General features: G+C 40.7%; 11 protein-coding genes. 1 reads left to right on the forward strand and 10 read right to left on the reverse strand.

The window, feature by feature from the left end; all coding sequences use genetic code 11:
- Positions 1 to 44: 44 nt before the first annotated feature.
- The 5 genes from ychF to HCJ54_RS08515 form a co-directional block, all read right to left on the reverse strand.
- Positions 45 to 1,148: a redox-regulated ATPase YchF gene (ychF, locus tag HCJ54_RS08495; protein ID WP_036066443.1), complete on the reverse strand. Its 1,104-nt coding sequence runs from the start codon at positions 1,146 to 1,148 to the stop codon at positions 45 to 47.
- Between the two features lie 116 nt (positions 1,149 to 1,264).
- On the reverse strand, positions 1,265 to 1,966 hold the full coding sequence (locus HCJ54_RS08500) for a hypothetical protein (RefSeq protein WP_187137334.1): 702 nt from the start codon (positions 1,964 to 1,966) through the stop codon (positions 1,265 to 1,267).
- Between the two features lie 156 nt (positions 1,967 to 2,122).
- Positions 2,123 to 2,641, reverse strand: a complete 519-nt coding sequence (locus tag HCJ54_RS08505; protein ID WP_187137335.1) for a hypothetical protein — start codon at positions 2,639 to 2,641, stop codon at positions 2,123 to 2,125.
- Between the two features lie 11 nt (positions 2,642 to 2,652).
- Positions 2,653 to 3,558 (reverse strand): hypothetical protein, encoded by a 906-nt coding sequence (locus HCJ54_RS08510; protein ID WP_187137336.1) that lies wholly within the window; start codon positions 3,556 to 3,558, stop codon positions 2,653 to 2,655.
- A gap of 278 nt (positions 3,559 to 3,836) precedes the next feature.
- The gene (locus HCJ54_RS08515; protein WP_187137337.1) at positions 3,837 to 5,297 is read right to left on the reverse strand and encodes a catalase; all 1,461 of its coding nucleotides are present in this window, start codon (positions 5,295 to 5,297) and stop codon (positions 3,837 to 3,839) included.
- 357 nt (positions 5,298 to 5,654) lie between these two features.
- On the opposite strand from HCJ54_RS08515, the gene HCJ54_RS08520 reads away from it, so the two are divergent.
- Positions 5,655 to 5,939, forward strand: a complete 285-nt coding sequence (locus HCJ54_RS08520) for a hypothetical protein (protein WP_187137338.1) — start codon at positions 5,655 to 5,657, stop codon at positions 5,937 to 5,939.
- A 175-nt stretch (positions 5,940 to 6,114) separates the two neighbouring features.
- Here HCJ54_RS08520 and HCJ54_RS08525 read toward each other — a convergent pair whose 3' ends face one another.
- From HCJ54_RS08525 to HCJ54_RS08545, 5 genes are all read right to left on the reverse strand, one after another.
- The gene (locus HCJ54_RS08525; RefSeq protein WP_187137339.1) at positions 6,115 to 12,810 is read right to left on the reverse strand and encodes a SpaA isopeptide-forming pilin-related protein; all 6,696 of its coding nucleotides are present in this window, start codon (positions 12,808 to 12,810) and stop codon (positions 6,115 to 6,117) included.
- A 295-nt stretch (positions 12,811 to 13,105) separates the two neighbouring features.
- Positions 13,106 to 13,297, reverse strand: coding sequence for a DUF951 domain-containing protein (locus HCJ54_RS08530; protein ID WP_187137340.1), 192 nt, complete (start codon positions 13,295 to 13,297; stop codon positions 13,106 to 13,108).
- Positions 13,298 to 13,302: 5 nt separating this feature from the next.
- Positions 13,303 to 14,160, reverse strand: a complete 858-nt coding sequence (locus tag HCJ54_RS08535) for a ParB/RepB/Spo0J family partition protein (RefSeq protein ID WP_185410578.1) — start codon at positions 14,158 to 14,160, stop codon at positions 13,303 to 13,305.
- Positions 14,153 to 14,914, reverse strand: a complete 762-nt coding sequence (locus HCJ54_RS08540) for a ParA family protein (protein ID WP_036066436.1) — start codon at positions 14,912 to 14,914, stop codon at positions 14,153 to 14,155. Before HCJ54_RS08540 ends, HCJ54_RS08535 begins: the two co-directional genes overlap by 8 nt.
- A 151-nt stretch (positions 14,915 to 15,065) precedes the next feature.
- Positions 15,066 to 16,487, reverse strand: coding sequence for a DHA2 family efflux MFS transporter permease subunit (locus tag HCJ54_RS08545; RefSeq protein WP_036066434.1), 1,422 nt, complete (start codon positions 16,485 to 16,487; stop codon positions 15,066 to 15,068).
- Positions 16,488 to 16,511 lie beyond the last annotated feature (24 nt).

Here is a 16,511-nt window from a genome sequence, read left to right on the forward strand (position 1 = left end):
AGAGGCTAGGAACCGTGATTCCTAGCCTCTTCTTATGCAGAGCTTTATACATTAAATAGGAAATGTACAACATCTCCATCTTTCATCACGTACTCTTTCCCCTCTGAACGTAGTCGTCCAGCTACTTTTGCAGCTTGTTCTGAACCATGTTCTAGAAGGTCATCATAGGAAACCACTTCCGCACGAATAAAGCCACGTTCAAAGTCCGTATGAATAACGCCGGCACATGCTGGAGCCTTCATACCATTGCGGAATGTCCAAGCACGAACTTCCTGAACGCCTGCTGTGAAATAAGTAGATAAGCCAAGCAACGAGTATGCTGCACGAATCAACTGATCCAAACCAGACTCTTCAATGCCAAGCGCCTCAAGGAATTCTGCCTTATCTTCTTCGTCCAACTCAGCAATCTCTTCCTCCGCACGAGCACAGATCACGATAACCTCTGAGCCTTCACCAGCAGCCAGTTCACGCACTTGTTGCACGTATTTATTGTTGTCCGGATCGCCAACTTCATCCTCCGCAACGTTCGCTACATATAATACCGGTTTGCGAGTTAACAAGAACAACCCACGAACAATTTTATCCTCATCATCGTTAAACTCTACGGCGCGCGCTGGTTTATCATTTTCCAAAGCCTCTTTCAGCTTCAAAAGAACATTATATTCCGCAATCGCGTCTTTATCTTTTTGCTTCGTCGCTAATTTTTCAACACGGCTAATGCGTTTATCAACCGTCTCTAAATCCGCCAAAATAAGCTCCAGATTAATGACCGCGATATCATCTAATGGATCAATACGGCCTTCCACGTGTGTAATGTTCTCATCTTCAAAACAACGTGTCACATGGCAAATCGCGTCCACTTGACGAATATGCGACAAGAACTGATTTCCAAGACCCTCGCCCTTACTCGCGCCCTTTACAATACCCGCAATATCCGTAAATTCGAACGTTGTTGGGACTGTTTTCTTCGGTTTCACAAGTTCCGTCAGTTTATTCAGACGCGAATCAGGAACCTCAACGATCCCCATATTTGGTTCAATTGTCGCGAACGGATAGTTTGCCGCTTCTACTTTTGATTTCGTAATTGCGTTAAAAAGCGTCGATTTCCCAACGTTTGGAAGACCAACGATACCAGCTGTTAATGCCATTTAAATGAACTCCTTTGATCGAAAAGCGCATCGGCTTTCCTCATTTTATATTCCACTCATGTTTCTATTATAAAGGTTTTCTCACTAAAAAGACACAAGAATTTGCCAAGTCGTGTCTAAACCGTATTCCCAATATCATTTAGCTTATTTATCTCAACGTTCATACTGCCCAACATATCGATCGACAGCTCATCCATCAACTTCACAAGTCGCTTAATCACAGCCCTGTAGTTCTCAAGCTCCAGCCGAAATCCTTTCGAATCACCGATTAAAAGCTCATGTTCCATCGTACTCAAATATTTATTACTATAATTAAATGTCGACACAATCAACTTCACCTTCTCCAGATCATCCGGAAAATAAATGCTCATCAACTCAATCTCATGAATATATTTTTCCGTTTCATTCCGATTTTCAATCAACCGTGCCCGTATTTTCTCACTCTCCAAAACCTGCCCAATATCCTTGATAAAGCTCATTATTTCTTCGTTTTTATAAATCGCCGTGTTCAGTAAACCGTACGTCTTCTCGATCTTTTGAAAAAGCAATTCCTTGTATAAAAATTCAGCTTGAATCTGCCGTTCCTTCCGAGCATTCATATCAATCTCATCTCTTAACGCCTTATTTTGCTGTTTCGTCTCACTAAAAGCAAGCATCACAGCACCAATAATTCCAAAAAACGAGCCGATAAAGTTATACATTCCATCAATCGTCAGCTCATTATCAATACTCCGCGTCAAAACAGGCACGATAATAAATAGCAAACCAATAATCATAATACCCAACATCAACCAATGGTCTTTGATAAATCGGATCATCTGCCTCATCTCCCTTTGCATTCCTTTACTTATTCCCCGTAAAAGTTGAATTCTAACTTTAAAAGTAAGATAAAAAATCGCATGAATCCATTTTTCCAAATGTTATTTTCATGCGATTTCTTATCCTTTTGTCTGGCTTATTTTTATCAGCTATTATTAGAATGGATAATCAAATTTTTCGTAATTATAAAATATCATCAAACTAACTTTATCATTAAACAATCCTATTACAAGTTTTTGATTTGTATTAGAATCTTGATACTCTAGTACATCTCCATATCGCTCCGTTGATTTTGTTCGATAATTCTCCCCATACGCCGCTGTTACTTCTTTGAAGGTACTACCTAGTTTTATATTTTTTTCCGTCGAGAAATTTTGGTTAGGAACTTCATTCACTAACTCAATACAAACAACTTTTTTATTTTCAGCTGTCACTACAAAACTATTTTTGTCATTGTAATAGTAGACATTATTTTTACCTTCTTGAGCGATAAAAAAATCCGGATAGTAATGTCTAATATGCGATTCATCCATTCCGATAGACAACTTTCCAATCCCATCATTTTTTAGGATTGTATCTTTGATAGGCCATACATCCTTAGCCCACAAGATACCAACATATACAAAAAAACCAATTAATAAAATTCCTATCACTAATAATACCTTTTTAAGCATTCCCATCACCTCTAATGCGCATGAAATTTTTTATTATGTCCGATTAAACCGCTACACTTCCCATTCTTAGCCTTATCTTTCCAAGCACAATATCTATACTTTTCTGGTCCGTAATCTTTCAAGCATTGGACGTGCCAGACTAGAGCCTGATCACAATCACTCCATAAAAAATTTCTTGCAGCCATCACAGGATTTGTAGTTTTAGAATAATAAGTGTTATTCCCCCAAGGTCCATTATAACGATTACAAGTTACAGTATCGCCCTTTTTAGAAGCCATTAATAAAACCTCAAAATGATGACTATCTTGATTTCCAAGTGGAGTAGCAACCAAAGTATTGGATGCCAGTGTGTTTTCGGTATTTATTTTCTGACCATTCCTTTCATCCATTCTGTCAATCATTGTATCTAAATTAATTTCTTCCAAAAGCGTTACCTCTTTTTGTTCACCAGGTTTCACATTAACTTGCTTTGGCTCATCATTTTTTTCAGCTGTAATACTTACTGGGTTAGTATCGTAGTGGTCTGATGAAACTTCTACTTTACTAGATCCATCACGCACACTTATTTTGGCTGACACTTCTCCATTTTCATCCGTTACATAGTCTATACCATTTATATTGACTGCTTCATCTTCATAGAGCACGTCTTTAAACATATAATTCAGTTCTTTATTCCATATATACTGACTAATTAGATCCTCTGGCGCATTAGTAGGCATGGAATACTCTAACCGTTTCACATTCTTTACTGTTAAATTATCCGTCGGTGGGCTGGCACTTGTACTTTTCTCTATTTCTGATTTGATGTTCATTGCTTCATGATTATGCGTCTCATCGGCAAACACGTTTAATGACCCTAGTGTCGTGCCTCCAAGTAAAAACATAACCATACAGAGACTAATTCTAATCATTTTCATTGTTATCTCTCCCTGTTTGTGTAGTAAATCACATTGTAGCACAATGAATTTGAAACACCTACAATTTGCCGTACGTGCTAGCTTTCTATTCATAAACACTATTTTAGTTGCGATTTTTCGTAGGAGATATACTTCAATCGAACGAAAGCGTCTATATTATGTGTAAGGTTTACATGTTCGCTTCGCTCTCATGCATATTGGGGCTGTAGCTCATTGCAATGCGAACAGCCCTAACAACAAAACCGGCAGAGCATCACGCCCCACCGGTTCATCTTAACTTATTTCAAATCAGAAATATGTTTCTCCAAATCAATACCCGTTCCTTTTGCTACGCGTTCTGCAAAGACTGGCTCCACTTGGTAGAAGTTGCGCAGATTACGAACACGAATGTCCTCACGTACGCCTTCCCAATCGCCAACAATATTGTTCACTAACGCATCACGTTCCGCGTCAGAATAACGATTCCAAACCTCACGCGCATGACCGAAGTTGTTCGGCTTTTCTTGCTCCAAACGACCAACGATACCCGCGATCAATTCTTGCTCATCTTCCACATAACGCGGCGTTTCTTTCGGCGTGTTGTCATAGCTATTTGGCTCATAGTTAATCGAGCTCGTTTGCTGTTTGAACGGCATCGCGCCATCACGCTGGTTGTTGTTCACATCCACTTTTGGACTGTTAATTGGCAACTGCAAGTAATTCGGGCCTACACGGTGACGCTGCGTATCCGAATACGAGAACAAACGACCTTGTAACATACGATCCTCCGATGGCAAAATTCCCGGTACAAGTACACCAGGGTTAAAACCAACCGATTCCGTTTCCGCAAAAATGTTTTCTGGATTGCGGTTTAGCGTCATCGTTCCAACATGCTCATACGGGAACACGTCTTCAAACCAATCTTTCGTCGCATCAAGCGGGTTGAAATCATAGTTATCGATATCCGCTGGGTCAAGCACTTGAATAAACAAATCCCACTCAGGGAAATCGCCGTTTTCGATCGCTTCATGAAGATCGCGAGTCGCATGGCTGAACTCTTTTGCTTGGATTTGTGACGCTTGATCCGTCGAAAGGTTCACGATACCCGCTTTTGGCACCCAGCGCATTTTGATATAAACGGTTTTGCCTTCTTCGTTTGTCCATTTGAATGCATGGACACTAGAACCACGAATTTGGCGGTAAGAAGCAGGAATTCCTTCATCGCTGAACAAGTATGTAAGCATTGTCACAGCCTCAGGAGTCAAGCTAAAGAAGTCCCAGTAGCGGTTTCCGTCTTGCATATTCGTACTTGGATCAGGCTTGAGTGAATGGATAACATCCGGGAATTTAATTGCATCGCGAATAAAGAATACAGGCAAGTTATTACCAACAAAATCATAATTTCCCTCTTCTGTATAAAATTTAACCGCAAATCCACGTGGATCACGCAATGTTTCCGGAGAATGCAAACCATGAATTACAGTAGAAAAACGAGCAAAAACCTCTGTTTCTTGTCCTTCTTCTTGTAAAAATGCTGCTTTCGTATATTTCTTCATGCTATTCTTCACTTTAAATACGCCATGTGCACCAGTTCCACGAGCATGTACGACACGTTCAGGAACACGTTCGCGATCGAAATGAGCTAACTTTTCAATCAGCACGTAATCTTCTAATAATGTTGGTCCACGACGCCCAGCCGTCATCGAATTCTGGTTATCACCGATTGGAACACCTTGGTTTGTTGTTAGTTTTTTTGTCATTCACACATACCTCCGTTTTTATAATAATTATAAAGTAATACTAACTCTATTCTACAAAACATATGCTCGGAAAACAACTATTAGCCCTTGCAAAAACTAGGGTGATCACTTATATTCCAAAAATAAGGATGACCTTGCACTTGCCACGAAATTATGGTATTCTACAAGTAATTCATATTCTCGTTCCCGATAAGGGGAGTAGCAGTAATAGTAAAGTCGTCAATACGGGGCAACCCCGGCTTTACTAGCAATGTCATCATTGTTTGCGAGACCTTACGTTTCTTACGTAAGGTCTTTTTTGCGTACTTTTTGAACGACGGGAGCATATGAAAATAGCACGATAAGGAGATGATTTAGATGGCTTTATTCGATTTTTTGAAAGATGTGGCAACAGAGAAAGTAACAGATTTACTTGGCGGTGCAGGTGATGTTGTTGACCAAGTAACTGGGGGCGCAACAGATCTGACAGAGCAAGCACAGAACTTAACTGAACAAATCAATCCCGAGGAAATTACTGGTCAAATTACCGAGCAAGCTGGTGGCGTGATCGATCAAGTAACGGAAAACGCAAACATTACGGAATCGCTTGGTGATGTTGGAAATATTGTGAACGGTATTAAAGATTTATTTGGTGGGAAATAGATAGAGACTGATTTTATGTAAAAATGAGCTTTGTCTCGGGCTCACAACCGTCATGATCGCTGTTAGTATATCTATAAACTTCATTGCTTAAGCAGTACAATAATAACGGAAAGTATCCTAGCACAATGAATGTCGTGTTAGAATACTTTCCGTTTTTTTACGCATGAACTATACATCATTTCCTCGAAAACAGATTCCTCAGAGAAACAGAGATAAACAACGCGCCTATCAATACTGCCCAACCTATCCCTCTGTCGCCGGTTGCTGGCAATTTGGTGCCTCCTTTGATCGTAGCTATTTTTGTGATTCGATCGTTTCCTGTTGGAATGACAAGATTGCTTGGATAACCTTTTGATGTACCGCCTTTCCCCCCCGTGCTACCGTTGCCTTCTCTTGGATCAACAATACTACCTGTTTCTGTAGGCTTCTGCTCGTATTCTAGAGTCAATTGTACTGGGGTTTGCACGCCTTTTTCAATGGTGAAATGAACTTTCCCTTTTTGTTTCAAATAGTTCTGTGGTGTTTCTTTTTCTTCAAAAGTGTATTTTCCAGGTCTCAATGTATCAATCAGGATCTGACCAATTTTACTTGGTTCAATGTTATCTTTGATTATGTTTCCATTCGCATCTCTCAACACAAACTTGCCGGTGTGAATCTGCTTATTGGTCTTCTTGTCCTTGAGGTGTACGATGACTCTACCAGTTTGGATGTCATTTTTGAAAGTAATGACAGGAACTTGACTTTGCGAGTATGCGATCAACACTGGTACGCTAATCTTTTTATCAAGATCATAGCCGAATGGTGCTTTTTTCTCGGAGATAACGTATTGGCCTGGATCGATATTCGCGATGGTTACTTCGCCATTCTTATCTGTTTCACTGGATGTTGCGATGATATCACCTGATTCATTTTTTAATACAAAGGTGGCGCCGCTGAGATTCTCGGAGGTTTTTTTGTCTTTTTTCACGATTTTTACAGATCCCGTGATGAGGTTATTTTTAGCTTGGAAGGTCTGGTTCGCTGTCTCATCGGCCTTCACTTGGATTGAGATTGGCTTCGCGTCTAGTTTGTAGTTCTCTGGCGCCTTGGTTTCTATGAACGCGTAAGTTCCTGGTCGGAGGTCGGAAATCACGATTTGACCGTTAGTGTTGCTGCGTAGTTTTGCCTTGATCACTTGATTATTTATGTCCTTCAACTCAAATTCAGCGCCTTCTAGTGCCTTATTTGTTTTTCCGTCTACTTTTCTCAAGATCGCGGTACCTTTGATAATCTCATTTGTCGTTGTAATTTCAAGTGGAACGGCTTGTGAAGGTATAATGACAAAATCGATCGGCGTACTATTTACCTTGTAATTTTTCGGTGCTTTTGTTTCTACGAGACGATAATCACCTGGCCGTAAGTCGGATATTTTCAGCTCTCCGGCGGCATTTGTTACTATATTTGTTTTCAAAACTTTTCCAGAGCTGTCTTCCAAACGATAGACTGCCCCAAGCAATGGCTCATTTGTCTCTGCATCGGTCTTTGTTAAATTCACACTGCCCTTCACCATTTCATTATCAATCGTTATTTCTAGCGGTTCTTGCTGTGAGCGATCGATCGTAAATGGTATCGGTGTCTTGTCTATTTCGTAATCAAAAGGAGCATTCATTTCTACAAACGCGTAGTCTCCTGGTGCAAGCGTATCGATCTGTGTCTCACCAGTTAACGTGATATTATCGCGTACGGTTTCCCCTTTTTTGTTAATGATTTTAAAAGTGGCACCATCTAGAATGCGCTGATTAAATGCATCTTTTTTAACGGCTTTCACGACTCCAGTCTGTAAGCTGTTCGTAGTTTTGACAGTTACCATTTCCTGCTGATTTGGAAAAATAACAAACGGATGTTTCGTGCTATCTAACTTGTAACCCGCCGGAGCTTTCGTTTCAACAAAGTAATAGTAACCCGATCTTAAATTATCAACCACAATCTTGCCAGTCTGATCTGTTACCAGCTTGTCTTCTAACAACACATCAGCCTCATCATAAAGTTGATACTCTGCACCACTCAGTGTTTCTCCACTTGTGGCATCAGTTTTGAGAAGTGTCACAGAGCCTTTAATCATCTCATTTGTGGCTGTTACTTCGTACGGCGTATCGCGCGAAACTGGGATATCGACAGTAATCGGTGTGCTGTCCAGATGATAACCATCTGGCGCTTTCGTTTCTACTAAGTTGTAAGAACCTGGATAAAGATCACCGATGATAAATTGCCCATCCTCATTTGTTGTTAGTCCTGATCTCACAACCATTCCATTTGATTGCACTTCATATTCTGCACCATACAATACGGCTCCTGTGACGGCATCTTTTTTCGTTAACAAAATAGCATTAGGAATAATTTTGTTTGTTGCCTTTATTTTTAGTGTTTCGGTCTGACTTGGCACAATTGTGAATGCCACCGGTGTTGCATCTAACTCGTAGTCCTCTGGTGCCGTGGTTTCAATGAGCTGGTACTTACCTGGACGCAAATTTTGAATGAGTAATTGGCCTCTAAAATCAGTAGTGAGGCTTGGATTGATCACATTCCCATTCGCATCTAACAGCTTGTAAATCGCACCTTCTAACGGTATATTTACTTTATCATCTACCTTCGTTAATTGGATGCTACCCTTAATAATTTCATCCTTATGAGTTAGCTTAACAGCCGATGTTTGTGATTTCACGATAGTAAATGGCAGTGGTGTACGGTCTAACTTATAATTTTCCGGGGCTTTCGTTTCCGTAATCGTATAATCGCCTGGAATTAGATCTGTCACCAAAAGTACGCCAGTTGTATTCGTTGTCAGCTTGGATTTTACTAGGTTACCATCCGCATCTTTCACCGAGTATTCCGCACCAGCAAGAGGCGCCCCTGTAGCTTGATCGGTTTTGGTCAACTGCATACTGCCTGTTTTTTGCTTGTTCACAGCTTTTACCTCAACACTCGATGTTTGGTTCTTTATAATGGAAAAACTAAGTGGCGTGCTATCCAAATTATAATCAGGTGCGGCACTTGTTTCTACAAATTCGTATGCTCCAGGGCGCAAATTATCGACGGTGATGTTTCCTTGCGAATCTGTTACTAAGCCCGACTTAACGATGGTTCCGTCTGCTTTTTGTAAGCGGAAAATTGCGCCAGAAATGCTTTGTCCTGTATCTTGATCGACTTTAGCTAAGTGCACCGAACCAAGGATAATCTGATTTTCAGCCACTAGGCTCACCGGTGTAATCTGCTGTTCTTTTATCGTAAATGGCGTATTGTTATTCGGATCTAGTTCATAACCAAATGGCGCTTTCGTCTCTACCCAGAAATAATCACCGGGCACCAGGCCATCTGCTGATACAACTCCATTTTGGTCTGTCGTTTGATTTTCATAGCCTGAAACTGGTCCTGTGCCAGCTTTTATCAAGGTGAATTCTGCGCCAACCAGTGGCAGCTTCGTGTCTTTATCCACTTTTGTTAATATGGATTTCCCGACAAACTTCGGATTTTCGATAATATATTTTGTTGCTGTTTTTTTCACAGTGATGACTTTCCCAGTTCTGAGCTCATTCGGAATGATGTAGCCGTCAAGCGCCCTCGTTTCTTTTAACAAATAATTTCCGTAGCGCAAATTCGCAATATCAGCTTGCCCTAGCGCGCCGGTTGTCACCGTCCGAATCAGAACTTTTCCAGATTCATCGTAAAGAGCTAATTCTACGTTAGCAAGTGGCTCATGCGTAACTTGATCCTCTTTAACGAGTTGCACTGTCCCACGTTCGCCGGTTCCACCACCGCTACCATCTGACATGCGAACAACCATCTCTTTTGCTGAATTAGTGCTCTCCGTCGTAATTTCGTCTCCCGATAGCGTTATTTTATTGCTCACTTTTTCCTTGTCCGCCGCGTTTAAGAAACTCTGATATTCCAAGCGATACGGCTCATTGATTTTTTTCAAAAAGGATAACGTGAAGCTCTGTTGTCCCGTTGTGGTATCGGTTTGAATATTCACTGTGTAGTCCGTTCCTGCTTGAAGCGGCTTGCTATAGTCAGTCGTAATCGTACCATTACTTGCTACTGTTGTTTGATACAACTTGAATGAATCTGCTAACAAAATTTGATTATTGGTTGGCGTGTCTACTAGTTTTGCATTCGAAATCGTAGACTGGCTCTCATTGATGTTGACGCCCCAATTAACATAGTTACCTTTTTGCTCACCGTCTTTCGTTACGTATTTCCCACCGTTTGGAATCGCCACTTTTGCATCTAAATTAGTTAATGGTTTTGTGTTATCAAGTAATTGGGCCGTATTCGGATACTCCGCTTTTATTTGCGTGCCATCAACGGATGTTTTAAAACTTACCACATACGCCGTATTAATTGGCTTGTTAAAAGTGACACTCAGATTATCCCCACTCTGCGTGGCTGTGTAGTCCGCGGCATCCACTGTAGCACCAACATTAAACGTTTCTTTATTTGGCCCTAAATCAAGCTGATTCACGGATAGCGTTCCTGGAACAATTTTTTGCCCATTTTGTAAGGTTTCTTTAAGGACTGCCTGATCAATCGCTGTATAGTTATAGTTAAAGCCAATCATCCAGCTAATTTCTTTCTGCTTGGCGTCATATGTGCCGATTTTAAACCCATTCGCCTTCGTCACCGCACCAGGATTAAAAGAATTCGTCGTCGAGCTTGTCAGTGTTTTTCCATCAGTTAGCGCCCAATCCACATACGCTTTGTTATTGAAATTTCCATTCGTCGTCTTAACATCATTATAGTCAAAATCCGCCGTATATGTCACAATCAGCTTACTTTTCATGTTGGTTTGGTATGCGCCGATCAACTTAATATCAAAGCCTGTTCCATTTGGAATCAACGTATAGTCGATATCTTTTTGCAAAATCGCATTGTTGTCGTCATTCGTGATTTTTAGTGAATCATATTTTGTTTCCAAACCTCCAGAACTAACAACATCATGCAAAATCGCATTATTTAGCGTATATTTATTGTTATTGAGAACGATTTTGTAATCTATCGTTTTAGTTTGGTAATTCGGATTGCTCGCCGTTTTTATAACATTTTGCTGGGAGTAATTCTGTTTTGTTGTCGCAGATGTGGCAGAGGCGTTACTCACGGTGTTTGAGACGCTACCATCCGCGCTGACAATCCCATTCGCTTTTGTTTTATAAGTAATTTGGTAGCCCTTATCAATCGGCTCATTAAATTGTAGCGTGAAGCCATTCTTATTTGCCTCTGTCATGCTAGTTACTTGGTAATTCGTTACTGTGTTACCCAGCGTCACCTTACCACTCGCATCCAACTTCACTTCTTTTACAGTAAAAGAATCAGCTACCAAATCATGCGTATTATCAAATAAATCCTTTATATAGGCGTTACTCTGGCTAAATTCTCTTTCATCGTAGTTATACTCCACCGTCCACGTTACCTCTTGCTTAGAGGCGTCATAACTTGCTTTTTTAGTCAACGGTTTCGCAAAATTCACACCAACGGAGGCGCTTGCTTTCTTCGGTGCGGTATTGTTGTTAGTAAACGATGCTTCATTTCTATAAGTCCCAACAGACGTATCTGTAATTGCAGTCGCGTATTGTACTCGATAAGCTGTTGTAGCACCATCTTTAAACGCCACCGAAAAGTCCCCGCCACTAGTCGTAACTGTATAATCTGCTGGGTCTGCAAGCGCGCCGACTTTACTAGTGCCATCAAGCGCAACGTCCATGTAATAAACTTTAATTGTATCTGCTAAAAGCAATTGTCCTGCTTGAATTGGATCTGTTAATGTAGCATTTTTCAAAACCGCTTTTTCCGTATTTACATTGATTTGCCAATTGATCTGGTCTGCATTAAAATTTTTGTTTGGTTTTCCTGATTTTTCGATAGCTGTCCCGTTTTCAGGTACAAAACTAAGATCTAATTGATTGTCCTGCTTTGTCGGTAACTGGATTGTTTGTTCTGTACTACCTGTCAACGCCGACTTGTTAAATGTCGTGTTTATCGTCAAAAATCCGCTCACATTCGAAGTTGTTTCCGCCTCTTTGTTGAAAGTGAGGACTACCGTTCCATCTTCACTGACCGTGTATTTCCCATATTTTACACCACCAACAGTTAAATCACCTTTTAGCGCATTGTACATTTTAAACGCGTTTGGGAGATTGAAAGTATAAGTATCCCCCTCTTTGACATTAAGCGAATCATCAAGCGACCATTCGAATTGCAATTTCACTGCCTCATCCGTTGTTGGCCGATTATCCGTCAAATTAAAACTTTGTCCTGAGCTATCCGTTAACACAGCTGCCATCAAAATGTTTTCAGCAATCTCTTTTGTTGCTATTTTTTCTTTGAGCGCGGCTTTTGTTATTACTTTTTGTTTAGTAATCCGTAGATCTTGTTTAAATATTTGTCCATTAGAATCTTTGAAGCTAAGTGCTAGAACGGTTTTACTGGATTCTTCAAAATTCAATTTAGACTCTAGCTTAAGAACACCCAATACCGGTTTTTCCGAGCTTGCTAACCTAATTTTAAGTTCACCATTTTGTACAGTATATTTTCCAATGTCGCTATTATCCTCACGTAATATATCATTTTTAGTTACCACATCCGCAAGCTCTTGTGGCAACGTAATCGACAGCTCCTGTTCCACTTTGCTTGGTTCCGCGCTATAAGCCACATTGTAAGCAACTATATCCCCATTTTGATAAGTTTTCTCAGTATTAGCTAGATGAATACTTTCCACTTGGACTGGCTTCTTTTCATCATCTGTCGTCTGCGCTACAACATTTAAGCTCGTCAATCCTTGTGATAAAGATAATACAACTACAAATAGTATTAGTCCAGATTTTCGTAATTTATTCCACATTAAAAAGCCCCCTCTAATTCGCTTTTACGTATAAAAAGCCCTAAAGGAAGTCGTATAGTAATATTATATGAGCAGAATAAGCGTCCCACTTCAGGGTAATTCACATATATAACTATAGCTTATCAAGTCGTTAAGTCATTTTACCATATATGTTAAAATATTTACAAACGATTTAAATTAAAATTATTCATATGTGCAACATTATTCTTCTAAGGTGATTGTATAAAAAACACTGAACCCCTGTTTAGCAAGATGCTAACAAGACTTCAGTGTTTATTTAATACATCCTTTATTCTCATTCAGCCTTCTCCAAAACCCGCTTCACTTTCTTCGTAAACTCGCGTCTTGGAATCATCACACTATGTCCGCAACCTTCACACTTAATCCGAATATCCATTCCCAGTCGGATAATCCGCCAACGATTGGTACCACATGGATGCTGCTTCTTCATTTCGACAATATCATTTAGATTAAAAGTCTGTTCCATACATCTTAATCCTCATCAAACTGAACATCTAAGATTTCTAAAATGCGACCTAAATCGTCCTCAGATAAAAATTCAATCTCAATTTTACCTTTGTTATCACGACGCTTAATAGAAACCGCTGTTCCGAATTTATCACGCAATTGTGATTCGCTTTCTTTGATGAAAATCGGGATTTTTTCTTGCTTTTTAGGTGTTTCACGTGAAACATTCCCGTTCAAATCCCCGACTAATTTCTCCAACTGGCGAACCGTCAAACCATCCGCCACCGTCTTTTTAGCGACTGGTTTGATGTTCTTCTTATCTTTCAACCCGAGCAGTGCACGAGCGTGTCCCATCGATAACGAACCGTCACGAAGCATCACTTGAACTTCTGCTGGCAATGAAAGTAAGCGAACCATATTGGCGATATACGGACGACTTTTTCCTAAACGATCAGCCAATTTCGCTTGCGTTAAGTCCAGATTTTTCATTAGCAAATCGTAGGATTCCGCCTCTTCAAGCACGGATAAATCTTCCCGTTGCAAATTCTCCAAAACGGCTAACTCCATCATTTCGCGATCATCGAGTGTACGAACAACCGCTGGAATAACCTCTAAACCAGCTTCCTTGGCTGCGCGGAAACGACGCTCACCAACAACCAGTTCGTAGCCCTTTGGTTCAGATTTCCGCAAAATAACCGGTTGCAAAATACCGTGGAGCTTGATAGAATCGCGCAATTCGCGGAGTGCTGTAGGATCAAATGTTTTACGTGGTTGATATGGATTTGGACGGATTTCGCTAACAGGGATATTCTGTACTGCTTCTTCGTTCTGATCAATATTATTGAACAGCGCGCTAATCCCTTTTCCTAATCCTTTAGCCATGTGCAATCACTTCCTTTGCAAGATCTACGTATACTTCCGAACCTCGAGATTTGTCATCATACAAAATAATCGGCTTACCGTGACTTGGTGCTTCACTTAAACGAATATTACGTGGAATAATCGTTTCAAACACTTTATTTTGGAAGTATTTCTTCACTTCATCGATAACTTGAATACCTAAATTCGTTCTGGCATCAAGCATCGTCAGTAATACGCCTTCAATTTGTAAGTCTGCGTTCAGATGTTTTTGAACGATCCGAATCGTATTTAATAGCTGGCTCAAGCCTTCTAACGCGTAATATTCGCATTGGACAGGGATTAAAACCGTGTCAGAAGCAGTTAGCGCGTTTAGCGTTAGCAAGCCTAGGGATGGCGGGCAATCAATAATGACATAATCGTAGTTATCACGCACGGAATCGATCGCCTTTTTAAGACGGATTTCACGTGAAATGGCGGGAACGAGCTCAACCTCTGCTCCAGCAAGTTGAATCGTAGCAGGAACTACTTCTAACGTTTCCATAGCTGTTGGTTTAATGACATCTTTAAGTGCAACATCATCAACTAGCACATCGTAAACACAATGCTCGATCTCACCTTTGTTGATACCAACTCCGCTCGATGCGTTCCCTTGCGGATCGATGTCCACAAGCAGTACTTTCTTACCTAAAAACGCAAGACTGGAACTTAAGTTAACAGATGTCGTCGTCTTGCCCACGCCACCTTTTTGATTTGCTAGTGCGATCACTTTGCTCAATCTATTTCACCAACCCTCATATATTAGTAGTTTCGCTACACTTCTCATACTCTATTCTATCAAAAAAATAGGGTTTCGTCTTACTTTATGCGAAAATAAATTTCATTATAGGAAAAAGCCGCGTCAGAAATTTAACGACACGGCTCATTTTTTATGCTTTTTTACGTAAAAATAGAGAGATAACCAGGCCAATAATCGCCATCACTAGGCCGAACGTAAATGCATTACGCGAACCTTCAACGAGTGATGCGGCCAAGTCTTGCGGTCCTGGATTCGTCACAGTCGCCATGTATGCTTTTTGACCCGCCGACAAAATCGTGATCGCCACCGCTGTACCAATGGCACCAGAAACTTGTTGTAACGTATTCATGATCGCTGTACCATCTGGATACATTTTTGGTGGTAGTTGGTTGAGACCGTTCGTCTGCGCTGGCATCATGATCATACAAACGCCAATCATCAGTGCACTATGCAAAAGAACGATCGTCGTAGCAGACGTGTCTAATGTGATTTGTGTTAGGAACCACAGTGTCACAACGGAAACGATAAAACCTGGAACCACGAGTACGCGCGCGCCGAATGCATCGAACAGACGCCCTGTAACCGGTGATAAGAGACCGTTTATCACACCACCCGGTAAAAGTACTAGTCCTGCTGAGAATGCGGCTAAGGCTAGTCCTGTTTGCAAATAGAGCGGTAATAGTATCATCGTAGACAAAATAATCATGAATGCGATAAAAACGATCAGTAATCCAAGCGTAAACATTGGAAACTTGAAAACACGCAGATCCATCATCGGTTGATCCATTGTGAGCTGGCGCCAAGCAAATAATGCTAGGCTAACCGCACCGATAATCATAGTCGTAATAACAAGCGCGCTACCCCAGCCACTTTCACCGGCACTACTAAATCCGTATACAATTCCCCCAAAACCGAGCGTCGATAAAATAATCGATAAAATATCAATGCGCGGTTTTGTGATTTCGGATACATTTTTCATATAACGCAGTCCAAAAAGTAATGAGAATACAAGGAACGGTAAAGCGATCCAGAAGATCCAGTTCCATGTTAAGTTTTCGATAATTAGTCCAGAAATCGTTGGTCCAACTGCTGGTGCAAACATGATAACAAGACCGATAAGCCCCATCGCCGAACCCCTTTTATGCTCTGGGAAAATGACCAGAATTGTATTGAACATGAGCGGTAGCAAAAGCCCTGTTCCGATAGCTTGGATGACCCGTGCCACCATCAAGACACCGAAATCTGGTGCTAAAGCTGCGATCAATGTCCCCACAATGGAAAACCCAACCGATGCAAAAAATAGTTTTCGCGTGGTAAACCATTGTAATAAGAGTCCTGAAACTGGTACCAAAATCCCCAGTGTGAGCAAGTACCCCGTCGTTAACCATTGAATGGTTGCTGAACTTACATCAAATACACGAATTAAATCCGTAAGTGCCATATTTAAAGCTGTTTCACTAAACAAGCCTATAAATCCTGCAATTAGAAAAGCCGTAACAATCGGTATCGTCTTAAAGTCCTGTCTTTCTTGCGCTGTTATTGTCTTACTCATAAGAATTCCCCCTCTTCACATTGA

It is taken from the genome of Listeria grandensis, from assembly GCF_014322885.1.
Taxonomy (GTDB): Bacteria; Bacillota; Bacilli; order Lactobacillales; family Listeriaceae; genus Listeria_A; species Listeria_A grandensis.